The organism is Streptomyces sp. NPDC060205 (assembly GCF_042728395.1).
In the GTDB taxonomy this organism is placed as follows: Bacteria; Actinomycetota; Actinomycetes; order Streptomycetales; family Streptomycetaceae; genus Streptomyces.
On sequence record NZ_JBHWZP010000189.1, the window covers coordinates 1 to 18561 of the forward strand.

Here is an 18561-nt window from a genome sequence, read left to right on the forward strand (position 1 = left end):
CCTAAAAGCCGGGGCTGCGCCCCTGCCTTTCATCTTTGGGGGCGCGAGGAACTGCGCGACCGACCCCCACCGAACCCGCAGCCGTAGATCCCAGGCGGACCGGGAGGCTGGGGGCGCAGCCCCCGTCTTCCAGGGGCGCGGGGAACTGCGCGACCGGCCCCCACCGGACCCGCAGCCATAGATCCAGACCGACCGAGGGCTGGGGGCGCAGCCCCCGTCTTTCAGGGGCGCGGGGAACTGCGCGACCGGCCCCCACCGGACCCGCAGCCGTAGATCCGGGCCGACGGGGGTCTGGGGCGCACCCCCAGAGGGATAGAAGCTAACCCCGCCGCATCCGCGCCGCACGAGCGATCGTGACCACCGCCTTCTCCAAGGCGTACTCGGGATCGTCCCCACCCCCCTTCACCCCCGCGTCCGCCTCGGCGACGGCCCGCAGCGCGACAGCGACCCCGTCCGGCGTCCACCCCCGCATCTGCTGCCGCACCCGGTCGATCTTCCACGGCGGCATCCCCAGCTCCCGCGCCAGATCGGCCGGCCGCCCACCCCGCGCGGAGGAGAGCTTCCCGATGGCCCGCACCCCCTGCGCCAGCGCGCTGGTGATCAGCACGGGCGCGACCCCGGTCGACAACGACCACCGCAGCGCCTCCAGCGCCTCCGCCGCCCGCCCCTCGACCGCCCGGTCCGCGACCGTGAAGCTGGAGGCCTCCGCCCGGCCGGTGTAGTACCGCCCGACGACGGCCTCGTCGATCGTCCCTTCGACATCCGCGACGAGCTGGGTCGTCGCGGAGGCCAGCTCCCGCAGGTCGCTGCCGATCGAGTCGACGAGCGCCTGGCACGCCTCCGGCGTGGCGGACCGCCCCAGCGCCCGGAACTCCGCGCGCACGAACGACAACCGGTCCGCCGGCTTCGTCATCTTGGGGCACGCGATCTCCCGCGCCCCCACCTTGCGCGCGGCGTCGAGCAGCCCCTTGCCCTTGGCACCGCCCGCGTGCAGCAGCACGAGCGTGATCTCCTCGGCCGGAGCGCCCAGGTACGCCTTCACGTCCTTGACCGTGTCCGCCGACAGATCCTGCGCGTTCCGCACCACGACGACCTTCCGCTCGGCGAAGAGCGACGGGCTCGTCAGCTCGGCGAGCGTGCCCGGCTGCAACTGGTCCGACGTGAGGTCCCGTACGTCGGTGTCCGCGTCGGCGGCGCGCGCGGCGGCCACCACCTCCTGCACGGCACGGTCGAGCAGGAGGTCCTCCTGCCCCACGGCGATCGTGACGGGAGCGAGCGGATTGTCTTGTGCAGAGTTCCTGGCCATCGCGGCCAAGCATCCCACGCACCACCGACAACGACGGGCCCGCTGCTACGGCTCCTCGCGCCAGCCGTCCCACTCCCTCACGAACTCGTCCAGCTCCCGCGCGTCCAGCCGCCCGCTCTCGTCGCGCAGCACGAGCAGCCACTGCGCGTCCTCGGCATCGTCCTCACCGGCCAGGGCGTCCCGTACGAGCTGGGGCTCCTCGTCCAGCGGGAACTGCTCGCCGAGCGCCTCCGCCGCCTCCTGCGCGGCATCGCGGTCGGGCAGCACCAGTACATGTCTCACATCGCTCACCCGGCCATTTTCCGGCACCGGCGCAGCGCCTCGCACCGGGGGCACCCGTCGGCCGGTGACCGGTGAACGAGCGGTCGGAGGCCCGCCCCGGATCCCGGCTCAGGCCTTGGGGACGATCTGGATGTCCAGGTCGACCGTGATGCTCGTCCCGACCATGGCGATGCCCCGCGCGAGCATCGACTGCCAGCTCATCGTGAAGTCGTCGCGCCGCAGCTCGGCGGTGGCCCGGCAGGCCGCCCGCACCTCGCCCTCCGTGCCGTTGCCCACCCCCAGATACTCCGTGTCGAGCGTGACCGTCCGGGTCACCCCGTGCAGCGACAGCGCCCCGGTGACCCCCCACCGGCTGCCGCCCCGGTGCGTGAACCGGTCGCTGTAGAACTCGACCGTCGGGAACCGGTCCGCGTCCAGGAAGTCCGCCGACTTCAGATGCTCGTCCCGCGTCCTGACGTTGGTGTCGATCGACCTCGCGTCGATCACCACGTGCATCGCCGACTGCTCGACGTTCTCGGCCACCCGCACGATCCCCGCGAAGGTGTTGAACCTCCCCCGTACCCGAGCCATCCCGATGTGCCGCGCCGTGAAGCCGATCGAGGAGTGGGTCGGCTCGATCTCCCAGTCCCCCGGCGCCGGTAACGCGGGTGGTTGCGCGGTGTTCAGCGTCACGTCGCCGAGCGCGGCCACCTCGTTCGCCGGCACCGTGACATTCGCCCGGTACGGGGCGTGCCCCTCGGCCGACACCGCGAGGCGGTACTCACCGGCCGGCACCGTCACCAGGAAGGACCCGAACGGATCCAGCTCCCCGCCGACCACTCTGCGCCCCGCGGCGTCCGTGACCAGGAACTCCGCGTCCGGCACGGGCTGGTTCTGCGGATCCAGCACCCGACAGCCGAGCACACCGGCGCCCTCCGGCAACGGCACCGAGGCGAGATGGCCCGCCTGTGCCCGGTTCGTACGGTTCCCCAGCCAGCTGCCGACCATCTGCGACCCACCCTCGCGTCAACACACGCTGTGAAAACACTCGTTGTCGGAGAGGTATTCGACCACCGATGCGACTTTCGAGGCAACAGACGACTACATCGCAGCAAACCAGCGCATGTGCTGGTACTACGCACGAGTAGACCGAATTGGCCGTTCCGTTTCTGTTCTTCCCTCAGTCGCCGCTTCTCCGGACGACCGGGACGCGCTCCAGCACGATCCCGAACCGCTTCCTGTACGCCTCCAGCACCTCCTCGTCCGAGCCCAGATCCGTTGCCGTCTTCCCGCCGTCGGGGTCCGTGATGGTGAGAGTGCGCCCGCTGAGCGTGACCCGGCCGCCGTCCTCCGTGACCCGCGAGCAGACCAGCGAGCGGGCGAAGTGCGACGCGGGCGAGGTGCTGTGCCACCACGCCCCGGCCACGAAGTCCCCGAGCACCCGTGGCCGCGTCTCCAGCCGGTACTGGGACCTGCCGTCCCGCACCACCTCCAGGTCCCCGAACTCCCCCGCGCTGCCCCGCACCCCGGCCGGATCCGCCCCGGCCACGATCACCCGGAACGCGCCCGCCGGATCCGTCTGCTCCCCCCGCTCCCCGAAGGCCAGCGGATAGTGGCTGTGCGCCCCGAACCCGACATCGGCGAGCCAGTCGCCCCCGTCCACCGTCCGCACCCGCAGCGCCAGATGGTCGTAGGGGATCCCGAGCCGCTCCTCCTCGCCGTAGACCCGTCCCGCGAGCAGCGTCACATCGAAGCCCAGCGCCTTGAGCAGCGCGCCGAACGCGCCGTTCAGTTCGTAGCAGAAGCCACCCCTGCGAGCGCCCACCAGCTTGTCCAGGAGCGGTTTCTCCTCCAGCACGATCTCCTCGCCGAGGTGGATCGACAGGTTCTCGAACGGCACGGCCAGCAGGTGCCGCAACTGCAGTTCACGGAGGACGTCGGTGGTGGGCCAGGCGGGGTGGGTGACGCCGATCCGGCGGAGGTAGGCATCGACCTGTGCGGGTTTCATATCCTCAGTCTCGCGTGATCAGCAGGTGATCGTCCCCTCCTCCCACGGTTACCGCCCCGTCCACATCGGTGCGCAGCACCTGCGCGCCCCCTGCTTCCAGTGCCGCCGTCGTGCTCGGTGCCGGATGTCCGTAGGGGTTGTCGGCGCCGCACGAGATGAGCGCGAGGCGTGGCGACGCCCGTCGTACGAGGTCCGGATCCTGGTAGGCCGAACCGTGATGGGCGACCTTGAGGACGTCCACCGCTTTCAGAGCGGTCCCGGCCGGTGATCTCAACAGGGCCTGCTGAGCGGGTGGTTCGAGATCCCCGAGCATCAGCATCGTCAGCCCGGCCGAGCGGACGAGCAGGGTGACGCTCGCGTCGTTCGGCCCCTCCGGCTCCGGCCCCGCCGGCCCCGGCACCGGCCCGGCTCCCGGGGTGGGGCTCGGCGGCGGCCACAGCACCTGCCAGTCGAGCCCGCCCGTACGACGCCGCTCGCCCGCCACCGCCCGCGTCACCGGGATACGCCGGATCGCGGCCTGCCGGCGCACGAAGTCGGCCTGGTCCACAGGCTCCTCCAGGCCCGTCGTCTCGATCGCGCCCACCGAACGCCCACGCAGCACACCCGGCAGCCCCGCCACATGATCCGCGTGGAAGTGGGTCAGCACGACAAGGGGGACCCGGGTGACGCCGAGCGCTTTGAGGCACCGGTCGACGAGTATCGGGTCGGGTCCCGCGTCCACCACCACCCCGCTGCCGTCGCCCGCCGCGAGCACCATCGCGTCGCCCTGACCCACATCGCACATCGCGAACCGCCAATCCGGCGGCGGCCACCCTGTGATCACCCGGGTGAGAGAAGGCGGCTGCACCATCACGAACAGGAGCAGCACCCCGCAGGCACCACTCAGCCAGGGATGTCGCAGCAGCCTGCGCCCCACGAACACGAGGACGGCGACCGCGCCCGCGAGCAGCAGTGCCCCCGTCCAGCTTCCCGGCCAGTCCATTCCTCCGCCCGGCAGGGCCGCACCCGCCCGGGCGATGTCCGCGATCCACCCGGCGGGCCAACTCGCGCACCACGCCAGCGCTTTCGCGACCGGCATCGCCCAGGGAGCCGTGCTCAGGGTCGCGAAGCCCAGCACCGTGGCCGGCGCGACCGCGAACTCCACGAGCAGGTTGCACGGCACCGCCACCAGACTGACCCGCGCCGACAGGACGGCGACGACCGGCGCACACACCGCCTGCGCGGCGCCCGCGGCCGCCAGCGCCTCGGCCAGCCTCGGCGGCACCCCGCGCCCGCGGAGCGCCGCACTCCACCGCGGGGCCAGCGTGAGCAGCGCGCCGGTGGCGAGCACGGAGAGCAGGAAGCCGTAGCTCCGCGCCAGCCACGGGTCGTACAGCACCAGCACGAGCACCGCCGTGGCCAGCGCCGGAATCAGGGATCTGCGGCGCCCGGTGGCGATGGCCAGCAGTGCGATCGATCCGCAGGCCGCGGCCCGCAGCACACTCGGGTCCGGCCGGCACACGATCACGAAGCCGAGCGTCAGCGCGCCCCCGCACAGGGCGGTCGCCCGCAACGGCAGACCGAGCCGGGGCGCCAGCCCACGGCGCTCGATCCGCTGGGCCCGGCCCGGCGGCCCGATGAGCAGCGCGAGCACGATCGTGAAGTTGGCGCCGCTGACCGCGAGGAGGTGAGTGAGATCGGTCGCCCTGAACGCCTCGTCCAGCTCCGGTGTGATCCGGGAGGTGTCCCCGACCACCAGTCCCGGCAGCAGTGCCCGCGCGTCCGGCTCCAGCCCGGCGGTCGCCGCCCGCAGGCTGCCCCGCAGCTGTCCGGCGAACCGCTGTGTGGCGGACGGCTGCCCGACCACCACCGGTGGCCCGCTGCCGCGTACCCGGAGCACCGCCGCGATCCGGTCGCCGCCGCCGAGTGCGGGCGCGACCTGGGCGGTCACCCTGAGCCGGGTGGAGGGCAGGAGGGAGAGCCAGGGCGAGCCCGCCCGCTCACGGCCCGCCTCCGCACCCGGCTCCGGCTCGGACTCCGGCTGCGGCTGCGGCTGCGGCTGCGGCTGCGGCTGCGGCTTGAGCCTCGGCCCCGGTCCCGGCCTCGCCCCGGAGATCGATCCCGATCCCGGCGTCGATCCCGATCCCGGTGCCGACGCCGTTGTCCTTCGCGCGTCCACGATCAGCAGCACCGGCGTTCGGGTCCGGGCCACCGTCCCGTCCGGCCGCTCTACACGCCGGACCTCGGCGTCGAGCAGGATCGCGGTCGGGGCGGCGTGGTTCCCCCTGATCCGGGGGCGGGTGAGCCGTGGGTCCGAGGTGACCTCCACCTCGGCACTCACCCGGTCGTACTCCCGCGCCGACTCAGGGATCGGGCCCCTGCGCAGATCCGCCCCGTGCAGCCCGCCCGAGGCGGCCGCAGCCGCGACACAGAGCAGCACGGCCGCGACGGAGGCCTTCGACCAGGACGACCGGAGCAGCCGCGGCCACCTGGGCAACCGGAGCGGCGCCGCGCCCCGCACCCCGTCGCGCCCGGTGAGCAGGAGCAGTCCGGCCGCGGCCACGCAGAGCGCGACCGTACCCGCGACCCACCCCGGTGGTGCGTCCAACGTCACCGCCGCCGTCGCCCACGCCGCCAGCGCCGGTGGGACCAGCCGCAGATCCGCCGGGCCCTCCTGCCGAGGATGCGCGGCACCGAGCGGACTGCCGGAGACCGCGTGCACGGCCGGGCGGCTCGTCGAGGTCGGGCCCCTCATGGCCGTACGAGATTCCGCAGATCGGCGAACCGGCGGTCACCGATTCCGTTCACCTCGCGGAGCTCGTCGACCGAACGGAAGCCGCCGTGCCGGCCCCGGTAGTCGATGATGTGCTGCGCCAGCACGGGGCCGACTCCGGGCAGTGTGTCCAGCTGTTCCAGGGTGGCCGTGTTGAGGGCGATCGGAGTGACCGGGGCGAGTCCGGTCCCGCCAGGACCGCCGGCGGCACCCGAGCCCCCGGCAACGCCCGGCGCCCCCGGCGTTCCTGGCACTCCCGGCCCCACGCCTGCTGGCGCCCCGACCACCACCTGCTCACCGTCCACCAGGAACCGTGCGCGGTTGAGGCCTTCGGTGTTCGTGCCCGGGCGCACCCCGCCCGCTGCTTTCAGCGCGTCGGCGACCCGGGAACCGGCCGGCAGCCGATGGATACCCGGCTCACGCACCTTGCCGCTGACGTCCACCACGAGTGCGGTCGGGACCGCGCCGGCGGGCTCCGGGGCGGCAGCGGAGGTTCCGGCCGTCGTCTTCGCTCCGGCCCCGGTCGCCGCCTCCCCGTACGGAACCGCGGCCCGTACGATCTCCGGGGCCCGCACCGGCTCGGTCCGCCCCGACCAGAAGTGGTGTGCGGCGAGGACCGCGGCGACGACCAGCACCACGGTGAGCGCGGCCACGCTCCTGCGTTCCAGGCCGCACCGGGACTGGAGCCACAGCGGCATCCGCTCCCGGACGGCGAGCCCGGTCCGCGCGCGCCACGCGGGGACGGGCCGGGTCTCGTCGGCGCCCCCGTCGCCGTCCCCAAGCGCCCCGGCCCCGGGGCTCCGCCCCGCCCCCGAGGGGGAGTGATGTCGACTGCCGGACGGTGGGGGCTGGCCGCGCAGTTCCCCGCGCCCCTCAAGGGCGCCGTCGCCCAACTCCACCAGCGGCCCGTGCCGCACCCCCAGACCCGACGAGGTGCCGTGTCGGCTGCCGGGCCGTGGGGGCTGGCCGCGCAGTTCCCCGCGCCCCTCAAGGGCGCCGTCGCCCAACTCCACCAGCGGCCCGTGCCGCACCTCCGCACCCGACGAGGCATCGCGCTGACTGCCGGGCAGTGGGGGCTGGCCGCGCAGTTCCCCGCGCCCCTCAAGGGCGCCGTCGCTCCGCTCCACCGGCAGATGCCGCACCTCCGCACCCGACGAGGCATCGCGCTGACTGCCGGGCAGTGGGGGCTGGTCGCGCAGTTCCTCGCGCCCCTGGGGGGCGGCACCGCCGCTCCACTCCCCCGGTGGCGCGTGCCGCAACTGCCCGCGCGCCCTCTCCCGTTCAGGTGCGAAGAGTGTTTCCGCGCGTAGGCGCAGCGTCTCCGCCGATGCCTCTCGGCGTCGGGACCTGCCGCGGTGGGGTCCGCGGCGGTGTCGCGTGCGAACGTCGGAGGCCGGGCCCCGGCCCGGTCCGCTGGTGGCTGTCGTGGTGCGTGCAGCTGATCGAAGTGGCATGGGACGAGAATCGGGCACGAAGCCGCATCCCCGATGATCTTGGTGAATTCCCGGGGATTACCGCTCAGTTGTGGATAACTCCGTCACCCGTCAGGGTTCGCTCAGCCGCTCCGGGCCATCCGGCCGCCCCTCACCGAGGCGAGACGACCGCCCCCAGCAGCCCCGGGCCCGTGTGCGCCCCGATCACCGCTCCGACCTCGCTCACATGCAGGTCGGCCAGCCCGGGAACCCGTACCCTCAGCCGCTCCGCGAGAGCCGAGGCGCGGTCGGGGGCCGCGAGATGGTGGACGGCGATGTCGACCTGGGCGCTCCCCGCCCGGTCGGCCACGATCTCCTCCAGGCGGGCGATCGCCTTGGTGGCGGTCCGCACCTTCTCCCGCAGCTCGATGCGCCCGCCGTCCAGTTCGAGCAGCGGTTTGACGGCCAGCGCGGAGCCGAGCAAGGCCTGCGCCGCCCCGATCCGGCCGCCCCGGCGGAGATAGTCGAGGGTGTCGACGTAGAAGTACGCGTACGTGCCCGCGGCCCGTTTCTCCGCCGCCGTGACCGCTTCGTCGACCGTGCCGCCCGCCTCCGCGGACTCGGCGGCGGCCAGCGCGCAGAAGCCGAGGGCCATGGCGACCATCCCGGTGTCCACCACGCGCACGGGCACGGCGGCCTCGCGTGCGGCGAGGACCGCCGCGTCGTAGGTGCCCGAGAACTCGGAGGACAGATGCAGCGAGACGATGCCGGTGGCGCCGGACTCGGCGACGCGCCGGTAGGTCTCGGCGAAGACCTCGGGACTGGGCCGGGAGGTCGTGACGGACCGCCGCTTCTGCAGGGCCAGGGCCAGCGAGCGGGCCGAGATCTCGGTGCCCTCTTCGAGCGCCTGGTCGCCGAGGACCACGGTCAGGGGCACCGCGGTGATGCCGTGGCGCTCCATCGTCCGCGGCGGCAGGTAGGCCGTTGAATCGGTGACGATCGCGACATGGCGGGACATGAGCTGGAGATTACCTGTCAGTGGACGTGGAAGGCAGCCCGGCCCCTGCCGCCCGCTGCCGGACCGGCGGTATCAAGTCGTGCTCTCCGGGCGGGGCTTCTTCTCCCAAGGGTAGGCGGCCCGCTGCCTGGATGCGTCGATCGCGGCCCGGGTGGGCTCCTCGGCCCTGCGCGTCTCGGGGCTGTCCGGCCAGGTCTGCTGGCCGGCGGCGGCGCTCGGTGCCTCCGGCCACGGCGGCGCGGACGAGGACCCCGTCGCCGGCCGGGAGGACGAACCGGCCGGCGAACCGCCGGCCGAACCGGCGGACGGACCGTCCGACGCGTTGGCCGACGAGCCGGAGCCTGCGGCCGAACCGGTCGTCCCCGTGGCCGACGGTTCCGTCGTCCAGTGCCGCAGCGCGCCCGCCTCCATGTCGATCTGGGTGCTCAGCGACTCCAGGTCGTCGCCACCGAAACGCTGGGCGCGGTCGCGCGCCGCCCAGCGCAGGGCGTCGGCCGATTTCGTTATCTGCTCCGTGCGCTCCCGCAGTTCCGGCAGCCGCTCGGCGAGGCGCGCCCTGTCCGGTTCGCGCTCCAGCCGCTTCAACTCGCCGTCCAGCTCATGGCCGTGCGCACTGAGACGGTCGAAGAGGGCGAGCGACTCCTTCAGGGACTCGTCCTCGCCCACACCCGCCTGCAGCGCTTCCTGGGTGGCCCGCATCGACGTGCGCAGGGAGAGCCGCAGCTGGGCGAGCTGGCCCAGGGGCCCCGGCTGGGCGAAGGTCTTCGCCTTGAGGGTGGAGTCCTCCACCGTGCGCCGGGCCTGGGCGACGGTGCGGTCCACGCCCCGCTTCGCGGCGCCGACCACCTTCACCGTGGCGTACACGCCCAGTGCCACGAACAGCAAGAAGATCACCGCCACGATGGCGACCACGGCTTCCATGACGGTCCTCTCGGTGCTGCGTCCGGTGCGTGCGGGCCCGTCCGGTGCATGCGGGCTCTTCCACGCACGTGTGGGCTCTTTCACCGTAAACGGAAAAAGCAGGCCGAGGGTTCCAGCGGAACCCCCAACCTGCCCGTAGGGGAAGACCCCGAGCGGCGCGCCACCGGCCGCCGCCCGCGGTGCTCACCTACGCCGGAACGATGTTCACCAGCTTCGGCGCCCGCACGATCACCTTGCGGATGCCCGCCCCGTCCAGCGCCGCGACCACCTTGTCGTCGGCCAGCGCCACCTTCTCCAGCTCCTCGTCCGAGATCGACGGGGAGACCTCCAGGCGCGCCTTGACCTTGCCCTTGATCTGCACGACGCAGGTCACGCTCTCGTCGACCGCGTACGCCGGGTCGGCGACCGGGAAGTCCCGGTGGACGACCGTGTCGGTGTGGCCCAGCTTGCGCCACAGCTCCTCGGCGATGTGCGGGGCCAGCGGCGCGACCAGCAGCACCAGTGCCTCGGCCACGCTCCGCGGGACGGGACCGCCCGCCTTCGTCAGGTGGTTGTTCAGCTCGGTGACCTTGGCGATGGCGGTGTTGAAGCGCAGGCCCTCCAGGTCCTGGCGCACGCCGTCGATCGCCTTGTGCAGGATGCGCAGTGTGTCCGCGTCGATGTCGGCGTCCGGGACGTCGACGACGGTGACGTCACCGGTGGTCTCGTCGATCACGTTGCGCCACAGCCGCTGCAGCAGCCTGAACTGGCCCACCACCGCGCGCGTGTCCCACGGCCGGGACACGTCCAGGGGGCCCATCGCCATCTCGTACAGGCGCAGGGTGTCCGCCCCGTACTCGTCGCAGATCTCGTCCGGAGTGACCGCGTTCTTCAGGGACTTGCCCATCTTGCCCAGCAGCCGGGAGACCTTCTCGCCCTTGAAGTAGTAAGCGCCGTCGCGCTCCTCCACCTCGGCGGCCGGTACGGCGATGCCACGGCTGTCGCGGTACACGAAGGCCTGGATCATGCCCTGGTTGTACAGCTTGTGGAACGGCTCGGCGGAGGAGATGTGTCCCAGGTCGAACAGCACCTTGGACCAGAAGCGCGCGTACAGCAGGTGCAGCACGGCGTGTTCGGCGCCGCCGACGTACAGGTCGACACCGCCGTGCGGCTGGCCCTCGCGCGGGCCCATCCAGTACTTCTCGATCTCCGGGTCGACCAGCTTCTCGGAGTTGTGCGGGTCCAGGTAGCGCAGCTCGTACCAGCAGGAACCGGCCCAGTTGGGCATGGTGTTGGTCTCGCGGCGGTACGCGCGCGTGCCGCGGCCGTCGCCCAGGTCCAGCTCCACGTTGACCCAGTCCTCGTTGCGGGACAGCGGGGTCTCCGGGGACGTGTTCGCGTCGTCGGGGTCGAAGGTGCGCGGCGAGTAGTCCTCGACCTCCGGCAGCTCCAGGGGCAGCATCGACTCGGGCAGCGGGTGGGCGATGCCGTCCTCGTCGTAGACGATCGGGAAGGGCTCGCCCCAGTAGCGCTGGCGGCTGAACAGCCAGTCGCGCAGCCGGAAGTTGACGGTGCCGCGGCCGACGTCCTTGCCCTCCAGCCACTCGGTGATGCGCTCCTTGGCCTCGGTGACGCCCAGGCCGTCCAGTGAGATGTCGCCGTTCGCGGAGTTGATGATCTTCGCGTCGTACGAGCCGAACGCGGTCTCCCACGTCGACGTGTCGGTGCCGCGGCCGTCGGTGGGCTCGACCACGCAGACGATCGGCAGCTCGAAGGCGCGCGCGAACTCGAAGTCGCGCTGGTCGCCCGCGGGGACCGCCATGATCGCGCCGGTGCCGTACCCCATCAGTACGTAGTCGGCGATGAAGACGGGGACCTGCTCGCCGTTGACCGGGTTGGTCGCGTACGAGCCGGTGAAGACGCCCGTCTTGTCCTTGGCCTCGGCCTGCCGCTCGACGTCCGACTTGGAGGCGGCCTGCGCGCGGTAGGCGGCGACGGCCTCGGACGGGGTGGCGTGGCCGCCCGTCCATACGTCGTGGGTGCCCTCGGGCCAGGCGGCCGGGGTCAGCTTCTCGACCAGCGGGTGCTCGGGGGCCAGCACCATGTAGGTAGCGCCGAACAGGGTGTCCGGGCGGGTGGTGAAGACGGAGATCGCGTCGCCGTCGACGGGGAAGTCGACGCGGGCGCCCTCGGAGCGGCCGATCCAGTTGCGCTGCTGCAGCTTGATGGCCTCGGGCCAGTCCAGCGCATCCAGGTCGTTCAGCAGCCGGTCGGCGTACGCGGTGATGCGCATGTTCCACTGGCGCAGCTTGGCCTTGAAGACGGGGAAGTTGCCGCGCTCGGAGCGGCCGTCCGCGGTCACCTCCTCGTTCGCCAGGACGGTGCCCAGGCCGGGACACCAGTTGACGGGCGCCTCGGAGGCGTACGCCAGGCGGTACTCACCCAGGACGTCGGCGCGCTCCGCGTGAGACAGCTCACTCCAGATACGTCCGCCGGGCAGCGCGCGTTCACCGGTCTCGAACTTCGCCACCAGTTCGGCGATCGGACGGGCCCGGTCGGCGTCGGTGTCGTACCAGGAGTTGAAGATCTGCAGGAAGATCCACTGGGTCCACCGGTAGTAGTCCGGGTCGATCGTCGCGAAGGACCGGCGCTTGTCGTGGCCCAGGCCCAGCGCGCGCAGCTGGGACTGCATGTTGCGGATGGCCGCCTCGGTGGTGATCCGGGGGTGCTCGCCCGTGGACACGGCGTGCTGTTCGGCGGGCAGGCCGAAGGCGTCGAAGCCCAGGGTGTGCAGGACGTTGTGGCCCGTCATGCGCTGGTACCGGGCGGTCACGTCGGTGGCGATGTACCCCAGGGGGTGGCCGACGTGCAGGCCCGTCCCGGAGGGGTACGGGAACATGTCCATGATGAACTTCTTGGGCTTGGCGACCAGCTGGGGGTCCCCCGCCAGGTCACCGCTCGGATTCGGAGCCTCGTACGTGCCCTCGGCGTCCCAGAAGTCCTGCCAGCGTGCCTCGATGTCAGCGGCCAGCGCGGCCGTGTAGCGGTGCGGCGCTGCCACCTCGGAAGCAGCGGTGTTCGTCTCGCTCATGATCCTCAAAGCTCCATCGATCGTCTCTGCCAGCGGCTCAGGAAATGAAAAAACCCCTCGCACAGGAGGGGGCGCCGCGCCGATGCCGGTCGCGGTTTTCCGACGACCGGAATTGATCAGCGCGGCTCACTAAGCAGAAGGCGTACGGCACGCATGGCGTCAGGGTACCGCAGCGGCCGAGCGGGCCGCGACGTGCTTTCGGCTACGCTCCGGCACTGAGTGTCGCTCCCCGCGCCGCACCGGCACACGCCGGACAAAGGTCAAAGGTTACTTCGCGTAAGGGCCGCTAAGGGACATCACAACTCCCTCGCCACCCTTTGATAACAGCGATATAACTCAAACCTCGTACTCCTCGGTATGCATCGACCTAGAGTGCGGCAGCGGGACCGCTTTCCCGAACTGTTCGGAGTTGCCCCATGAACTCTCGCCGCAACAACAGCACGCTCTCCCGGCCGAGTCGCTCGGTCCAGGGCGGAGTGATGGCTGCCGTTCTGCTGCTCATACCCGTCAGCGTCGTGGTCGGAGGTGACGCGTTCCGCGACTTCATCAACTTCGGCGCGGGCGTGCTGTCCCTCGTCGCCCTGACCTGCTCGGTCCTGTGGGGGCTGGTCGCCACCGACCGGGTCTTCCTCAACACCCGTCAGCGCCTGATAGCCCAGGCCGTGCACCGGACGACCGCGGTCAGTTCGGTCGGCTTCCTGGTGCTGCACGTCACGGTCAAGCTCTTCCTCGACCACGTCTCCGCGATCGCGGTCTTCGTCCCCTTCGGCCTGGGTGTCACCGGCACCGGCCAGCTCATAGGATTCGGCTCCCTGGCCGGCCTCCTGATGATCTTCACCGCCCTCACCGGCGCACTGCGCAGCAGGTTCGCCTCCCCCGCCGAGGTCGCCGCCCGCTGGCGCGCGGTGCACATGCTGGCCTACCCCGCCTGGTGCGCGGCGCTGGTCCACGGCCTGTTCGCGGGCCGCGAGGCGAAGCCGGTCTTCGTGATCCTCTACAGCCTCGCCCTGGTCGCGGTCATGGGCGCACTGGGCCTTCGCGCGGCCCCCCTGTCGTTCAAGCGCAAGTTCGCCAAGCGCGTCCTGGCCCTGCTCGACAACGGCAACAACAGGGGCTTCCGCGAGGAGCCCCCGGCACGCCGTGCCCAGGAGGCCCCGCGCGGCGGCGGCCGGCCCGGCTTCCCCGACCAGCCGGTCCCCCAGCAGCGCAGCGCCTCTCCCCAGCGCGCCGGCTTCCCGGACACCGCGTCCTTCACCGACACGGGGTCGCTCACCGACACCGGCGGCTTCGCAGCCGCGTACCGGGCCACGTCCAGCCCGCGCGCGCAGGACCCGCTGGCCGTCGACCCGACCCGGCCCATGCAGGTCCCGATGGACATGCAGCCCACGCAGGCGATGCCCCGCACCGACGACAGCGGCGGTCCCCGCTGGCCGGCCCCGTCCCCGCCGCTCTACGAGGCCCCGCCGCGCACCGACGGGCCCAACTACGACACGGGCACGTTCACTCCCGTGTCCTACGACACTCCCCCGCCGGGCGCCTCGTACGGCGGAAGTGACTTGTACAACACCGGTGAGACGAACGACCCCCTCGGTACGTACAACCCGAATGACACGTACAACAGCGGTCCCGCCACTGAGACGCTGCCCGGTTCCTTCGAGGCACCAAGCAACGGCGAACCCTGGAACGCGCCTTCCGGAGGCTATTAGTGAACGAGGCCCTTCCCGACGTCCCCGAAGTCCGCGTGGTGGGCCTTCCCCAGCTCACCTCCGGTTTCGATCTCGTCGAGAGACTCGACCTGCCCATGCACCTGAAGGTGCACGGGCCGCTTGAGCCCATGGGCGGTGAGCAGCTCGCGCAGCTCTCCGAACGGATCAACCTGAAGGGCCGCGGCGGCGCGGGCTTCCCGTTCCACAAGAAGCTCCGGTCGGTCGCCGAGGCGGCGATCCGCCGGGGTGTACGGCCCGTGGTCGTCGTCAACGGCAGCGAGGACGAGCCCGCCTGCCGCAAGGACACGGTGATGATCAACCGTGCCCCGCATCTGATCCTGGACGGCGCCCTGCTGGTCGCGGAGGCCCTGGGCGCCCGCACCCTGGTCGTCGGAGTGACACGTGAATCCACCCAGCGGTCGATGGAGGCGGCGCTCTCCGAGCGCGGTCTGACCAACCGGCGCAACGCGACCATCCGCGCGCGGGTGCAGCGCAACCCGGTGCGGATGGTGACCGGAGCGGCGGCCTCCCTGGTCCGCTCCATCGACGGCGGCCCCGCGATCCCGCCGGGCCGCAAGACCAGCGCCTCGCAGAACGGCGTCGGCGGCGCCCCCACCCTGCTGTCGAACGCCGAGACCTTCGCCCAGCTGGCGATAGCCGCCCGTATCGGCGCCGAGCGCTACGGCAACACCGGTCTGTACGACGAGCCGGGCACCGTCATGCTCACCGTCTCCGGGGCGGTCGCCCGGCCCATGGTGATCGAGGCGCCGACCGGCGTACCGCTGCGCTACATCCTGCAGCTGGCCGGTGCCCCGCCCGTCCCGCAGGGCGTGCTGACCGGCGGCTACCACGGCAAGTGGCTGGACTCCGCGACGGTCAACGAGGCGATCGTCTCGCGCAACTCCCTGGACGCGGTGGGCGGCGCCCTCGGCGCCGGCGCGATCCTCCCGATCAGCCAGTCGACCTGCCCGCTGGGCGAGTCGCTGCGTGTGGCCCAGTGGCTGGCCGAGGAGAGCGCCGGCCAGTGCGGCCCCTGCTACCTCGGCCTTCCGGCCGCGGCCCGCGGCATGGAGGACATCCTCAACGGCGGTGGTCCGGCCGCCCTGGAGGCACTCAAGCAGGTCGCCAACGCCGTGAAGCGGCGCGGTGCCTGCTCGCACCCGGACGGCTCCGCGATGTTCCTGGAGTCGACCATCAAGGCCTTCACGGACGACCTGGCCGCCCATGTCCTCGGCAACGGCTGCGGACGGCCCGTGGAGGGTGTCCTGCCGCTCTTCGAGGGCGGCCAGCAGCCCACCGGTATCCCGGGCGGCCAGCCCGAGGAGGAGCAGGGTCCCAGCCGTCAGAAGATCTACGTCGACTGGACGCTGTGCCGCGGGCACGGCCTGTGCGCGGACATCCTCCCGGAGGTCTTCCAGCTGGGCGCCGACGGCTTCCCGACGGTCGCCCAGGCGCAGGTCCCCCGGTACGCGGAAGCGAAGGCGCTGCGGGCCGTACGACGCTGCCCGGCGCTCGCGCTGCGCCTGGAGGAGGACACCCGCGGAGCGGCTCCCCGGCAGAACCTGCCCGCCGTGCGCGAGGGCGGCGGGGGCGGCCGTCGCGCGCTGGGCCGCGGCCGCTGACGACCACCTGACCGACCTGACCACCGGCGGCCCGGCAACCCGGGCCGCCGCACCCACGGACCTCGGTACGCCGGTGTGCGGCGAGTTCACGACACGAAGAAGCGGGCCATCCTGATCGGATGACCCGCTTCATCTGCTGTGGAGCTAAGGAGAATTGAACTCCTGACCTCCTGCATGCCATGCAGGCGCTCTACCAACTGAGCTATAGCCCCTTGCGGTGTTCCACCGGGTCTCCCCGGCGGCGACGCCAACATTACCGGTCCCTTCGCGCACCACCAAATCGTTTCCCGGTCACCCCTCCCGCCGGGGTCGCCCCGGCCGGATCAGGCCGGATCAGGCCGTGGCGAACGAGTAGAAGCGCTTGAGCGTGCAGTGCTCGTCGAGCAGCCGGCCGTAGATCGGCTCGCCCTCCAGCTCGCGGTACGTCTCGATGGGGTCGCCTTTTATGATCAGCGCCCGCGCGCATTCCTCGCACCAGTACTGGTAGTCGTGGTTGACCGGCTCCATGTCGCGGACGATCGGCGTACCACTGCCGCACCAATCGCACTTTCGCCTGTGCGCACCCATCGATCAGCTCCAGCTGTGGCCGCAGGCCGTGCACACGTAGGGAACTCCTCCGTTGTCGCCGAGGACTTGGGCAACGTGGGCCGAAGCGCGGGAAGGGCGGTCGAGGCGCGTGATCGGGTCCCGTACCACCTCGGATCCGGGAAGGTCGTCGACCTTCCCGAGGATGCTCGCAGGCATCGCCACTCCCTCCCGTCGGGTCGCGCCCCCTTCCGGCCGTTTGATTCTGCCACGGCCGGAGCAATACGGTCAGCGACGCCTTCGTACCAGTCCGGACACGGCACCTGCCGCAGTGGTCGCGGCCAGCGCAAACGACGAGTAGTGCGTTCGAAGAGGTATACGCCTGGAGAGGCGCAAGTGACTCAACACGCTGCGAAGACAGGTCAACGAAAGATCCCGCCCCCTGACGGGGACGGGATCGTCTTCCTGTGGAGCTAAGGAGAATTGAACTCCTGACCTCCTGCATGCCATGCAGGCGCTCTACCAACTGAGCTATAGCCCCTTGCGGTGTCCCGGCCGCTTTCCCGGCGGCGGAACAAGAGAAACTTTAGCCTGCGACCAGCCGGAAAGTGAAATCCGGTGCCGGGGGGCACCGGGACGAGATCCTCCGGCCTGCGCGGGCGGGCCCACGCGTGCCGGCCGGAGGTTCTAGTCGTCGTCGCCGAGCACCGGCTCCGGCAGGGTTCCCGCGTTGTGCTCCAGGAGGCGCCAGCCGCGGGCGCCCTCGCCGAGGACGGACCAGCAGCAGTTGGAGAGGCCGCCGAGGCTTTCCCAGTGCTGTGACTCCAGACCGAGGAGGCGGCCGATGGTGGTGCGGATGGTGCCGCCGTGGCTGACGACCACGAGGGTGCCGTCGTCGGGCAGTTTCTCGGCGTGCCGGAGGACCACCGGGGCCGCCCGGTCGGCGACCTCGGTCTCCAGTTCGCCGCCGCCCCGGCGGACCGGCTCGCCGCGCTTCCAGCCCGCGTACTCGTCGCCGTACCGCGCGATGATCTCTTCGTGCGTCAGGCCCTGCCAGACGCCCGCGTAGGTCTCGCGCAGGCCCTCGTCGTGCGTCACGTCGAGGCCGGTGAGCGCGGACAGCTCACCCGCGGTGTTCGCCGCCCGCTTCAGGTCCGAGGCGACGATCGCGTCGGGCTTGAGGGACGCGAGCAGCCGGGCGGCGCGGCGGGCCTGGCCCACGCCGGTCTCGGTCAGCTCGACGTCCGTGGTGCCCTGGAAGCGGCGCTCCACGTTCCACAGCGTCTGGCCGTGGCGCCACAGGATGACGCGGCGTCCCCGGCCCGCCTTGCGTCCGGCGCCGGCCGGCGGCTTGCCGTCCGCCGCCGGACGCCCCGTGCCGGCGGTCATCGAAGTTCTCCGCGCAGCTCCGCGGCGTCCTCCGCGTCCTGGAGCTCGGCGTGCTCGGCGGCCTTGCCCCGCGTGGCCTTGGCGTCGGCGGGCAGGTCCAGCTCGGGGCAGTCCTTCCAGAGCCGCTCCAGCGCGTAGAACACGCGCTCCTCGCTGTGCTGGACGTGCACGACGATGTCGACGTAGTCCAACAGGATCCAGCGGGCGTCGCGGTCGCCCTCACGGCGTACCGGCTTCGCGCCGAGCTCCTTGTTCAGGCGCTCCTCGATCTCGTCGACGATCGACTTGACCTGACGGTCGTTGGGCGCGGAGGCCAGCAGGAAGGCGTCCGTGATCGACAGCACGTCGCTGACGTCGTACGCGATGATGTCGTGCGCGAGCTTGTCGGCGGCCGCCTGCGCGGCGGTGGTGATGAGCTCGACAGAACGGTCAGTGGCGGTCACTACAAGGCTTTCCGTAGGCGGTCAGGAACCCCGGGGGGTCATACCCCAAGGGTCTCACGGACCGCCGACGGCACCCCACGCGTTAAACGGACCGGCCCGCGGGCCCTGTGGGGCGCATCCCCCACAGG

15 protein-coding genes and 2 tRNA genes are annotated in these 18561 nt (G+C 71.9%); 2 read left to right on the plus strand and 15 right to left on the minus strand.

All coding sequences use genetic code 11. The annotated features are described in order from the left end of the window. Positions 1-319: 319 nt before the first annotated feature. From holA to leuS, 9 genes are all read right to left on the minus strand, one after another. Positions 320-1306 (minus strand): DNA polymerase III subunit delta, encoded by a 987-nt coding sequence (gene holA, locus ACFWGJ_RS28110; RefSeq protein WP_387329956.1) that lies wholly within the window; start codon positions 1304-1306, stop codon positions 320-322. A gap of 45 nt (positions 1307-1351) precedes the next feature. Then, positions 1352-1597: a hypothetical protein gene (locus ACFWGJ_RS28115; RefSeq protein WP_387329959.1), complete on the minus strand. Its 246-nt coding sequence runs from the start codon at positions 1595-1597 to the stop codon at positions 1352-1354. Positions 1598-1696: 99 nt separating this feature from the next. Continuing rightward, complete coding sequence (locus tag ACFWGJ_RS28120; RefSeq protein WP_387329962.1) at positions 1697-2575, minus strand: YceI family protein; 879 nt, start codon at positions 2573-2575, stop codon at positions 1697-1699. A gap of 172 nt (positions 2576-2747) precedes the next feature. Continuing rightward, a complete protein-coding gene (locus ACFWGJ_RS28125; RefSeq protein ID WP_387329965.1) occupies positions 2748-3575 on the minus strand; it encodes an arylamine N-acetyltransferase in 828 nt (275 codons plus the stop codon). 4 nt (positions 3576-3579) lie between these two features. Beyond that, the gene (locus ACFWGJ_RS28130) at positions 3580-6309 is read right to left on the minus strand and encodes a ComEC/Rec2 family competence protein (RefSeq protein WP_387329967.1); all 2730 of its coding nucleotides are present in this window, start codon (positions 6307-6309) and stop codon (positions 3580-3582) included. Then, positions 6306-7586, minus strand: coding sequence for a helix-hairpin-helix domain-containing protein (locus tag ACFWGJ_RS28135; RefSeq protein ID WP_387329970.1), 1281 nt, complete (start codon positions 7584-7586; stop codon positions 6306-6308). Before ACFWGJ_RS28135 ends, ACFWGJ_RS28130 begins: the two co-directional genes overlap by 4 nt. Before the next feature lie 325 nt (positions 7587-7911). Further along, on the minus strand, positions 7912-8757 hold the full coding sequence (locus ACFWGJ_RS28140; RefSeq protein WP_387329972.1) for a DegV family protein: 846 nt from the start codon (positions 8755-8757) through the stop codon (positions 7912-7914). Positions 8758-8829: 72 nt separating this feature from the next. Continuing rightward, positions 8830-9678: a hypothetical protein gene (locus tag ACFWGJ_RS28145; protein ID WP_387329979.1), complete on the minus strand. Its 849-nt coding sequence runs from the start codon at positions 9676-9678 to the stop codon at positions 8830-8832. A gap of 187 nt (positions 9679-9865) precedes the next feature. Continuing rightward, positions 9866-12748 (minus strand): leucine--tRNA ligase, encoded by a 2883-nt coding sequence (leuS, locus tag ACFWGJ_RS28150; protein ID WP_387329982.1) that lies wholly within the window; start codon positions 12746-12748, stop codon positions 9866-9868. Between the two features lie 416 nt (positions 12749-13164). Between leuS and ACFWGJ_RS28155 the strand changes: the two genes are divergently transcribed. Both ACFWGJ_RS28155 and ACFWGJ_RS28160 read left to right on the plus strand, forming a co-directional pair. Further along, a complete protein-coding gene (locus ACFWGJ_RS28155; protein ID WP_387329985.1) occupies positions 13165-14454 on the plus strand; it encodes a cytochrome b/b6 domain-containing protein in 1290 nt (429 codons plus the stop codon). Beyond that, on the plus strand, positions 14454-16076 hold the full coding sequence (locus tag ACFWGJ_RS28160) for an NADH-ubiquinone oxidoreductase-F iron-sulfur binding region domain-containing protein (RefSeq protein WP_387329988.1): 1623 nt from the start codon (positions 14454-14456) through the stop codon (positions 16074-16076). Before ACFWGJ_RS28155 ends, ACFWGJ_RS28160 begins: the two co-directional genes overlap by 1 nt. Positions 16077-16215: 139 nt before the next feature. On the opposite strand, the gene ACFWGJ_RS28165 is transcribed toward ACFWGJ_RS28160, so the two are convergent. The 6 genes from ACFWGJ_RS28165 to rsfS form a co-directional block, all read right to left on the minus strand. Further along, positions 16216-16288 (minus strand) — tRNA-Ala (locus ACFWGJ_RS28165). A 121-nt stretch (positions 16289-16409) separates the two neighbouring features. Then, positions 16410-16643: a hypothetical protein gene (locus tag ACFWGJ_RS28170; RefSeq protein WP_010986886.1), complete on the minus strand. Its 234-nt coding sequence runs from the start codon at positions 16641-16643 to the stop codon at positions 16410-16412. Between the two features lie 3 nt (positions 16644-16646). Continuing rightward, on the minus strand, positions 16647-16820 hold the full coding sequence (locus tag ACFWGJ_RS28175; RefSeq protein ID WP_387329990.1) for a hypothetical protein: 174 nt from the start codon (positions 16818-16820) through the stop codon (positions 16647-16649). 249 nt (positions 16821-17069) lie between these two features. Continuing rightward, positions 17070-17142 (minus strand) — tRNA-Ala (locus tag ACFWGJ_RS28180). A 146-nt stretch (positions 17143-17288) separates the two neighbouring features. Then, a complete protein-coding gene (locus tag ACFWGJ_RS28185) occupies positions 17289-17990 on the minus strand; it encodes a histidine phosphatase family protein (RefSeq protein ID WP_387329993.1) in 702 nt (233 codons plus the stop codon). Then, positions 17987-18433 carry a ribosome silencing factor gene (gene rsfS, locus ACFWGJ_RS28190; protein WP_210882680.1) on the minus strand — a complete coding sequence of 149 codons (447 nt, stop codon included), beginning with the start codon at positions 18431-18433 and terminating at the stop codon, positions 17987-17989. Before rsfS ends, ACFWGJ_RS28185 begins: the two co-directional genes overlap by 4 nt. Positions 18434-18561 lie beyond the last annotated feature (128 nt).

Coding starts and splice junctions, on each gene's coding strand:
- ACFWGJ_RS28145 (WP_387329979.1), bottom strand. CDS start 9,678: ATGGAAGCCGTGGTCGCCATCGTGGCGGTGATCTTCTTGCTGTTCGTG.
- leuS (WP_387329982.1), bottom strand. CDS start 12,748: ATGAGCGAGACGAACACCGCTGCTTCCGAGGTGGCAGCGCCGCACCGC.
- ACFWGJ_RS28155 (WP_387329985.1), top strand. CDS start 13,165: ATGAACTCTCGCCGCAACAACAGCACGCTCTCCCGGCCGAGTCGCTCG.
- ACFWGJ_RS28140 (WP_387329972.1), bottom strand. CDS start 8,757: ATGTCCCGCCATGTCGCGATCGTCACCGATTCAACGGCCTACCTGCCG.
- ACFWGJ_RS28120 (WP_387329962.1), bottom strand. CDS start 2,575: ATGGTCGGCAGCTGGCTGGGGAACCGTACGAACCGGGCACAGGCGGGC.
- ACFWGJ_RS28130 (WP_387329967.1), bottom strand. CDS start 6,309: ATGAGGGGCCCGACCTCGACGAGCCGCCCGGCCGTGCACGCGGTCTCC.
- holA (WP_387329956.1), bottom strand. CDS start 1,306: ATGGCCAGGAACTCTGCACAAGACAATCCGCTCGCTCCCGTCACGATC.
- ACFWGJ_RS28185 (WP_387329993.1), bottom strand. CDS start 17,990: ATGACCGCCGGCACGGGGCGTCCGGCGGCGGACGGCAAGCCGCCGGCC.
- ACFWGJ_RS28170 (WP_010986886.1), bottom strand. CDS start 16,643: ATGGGTGCGCACAGGCGAAAGTGCGATTGGTGCGGCAGTGGTACGCCG.
- ACFWGJ_RS28175 (WP_387329990.1), bottom strand. CDS start 16,820: ATGCCTGCGAGCATCCTCGGGAAGGTCGACGACCTTCCCGGATCCGAG.
- ACFWGJ_RS28125 (WP_387329965.1), bottom strand. CDS start 3,575: ATGAAACCCGCACAGGTCGATGCCTACCTCCGCCGGATCGGCGTCACC.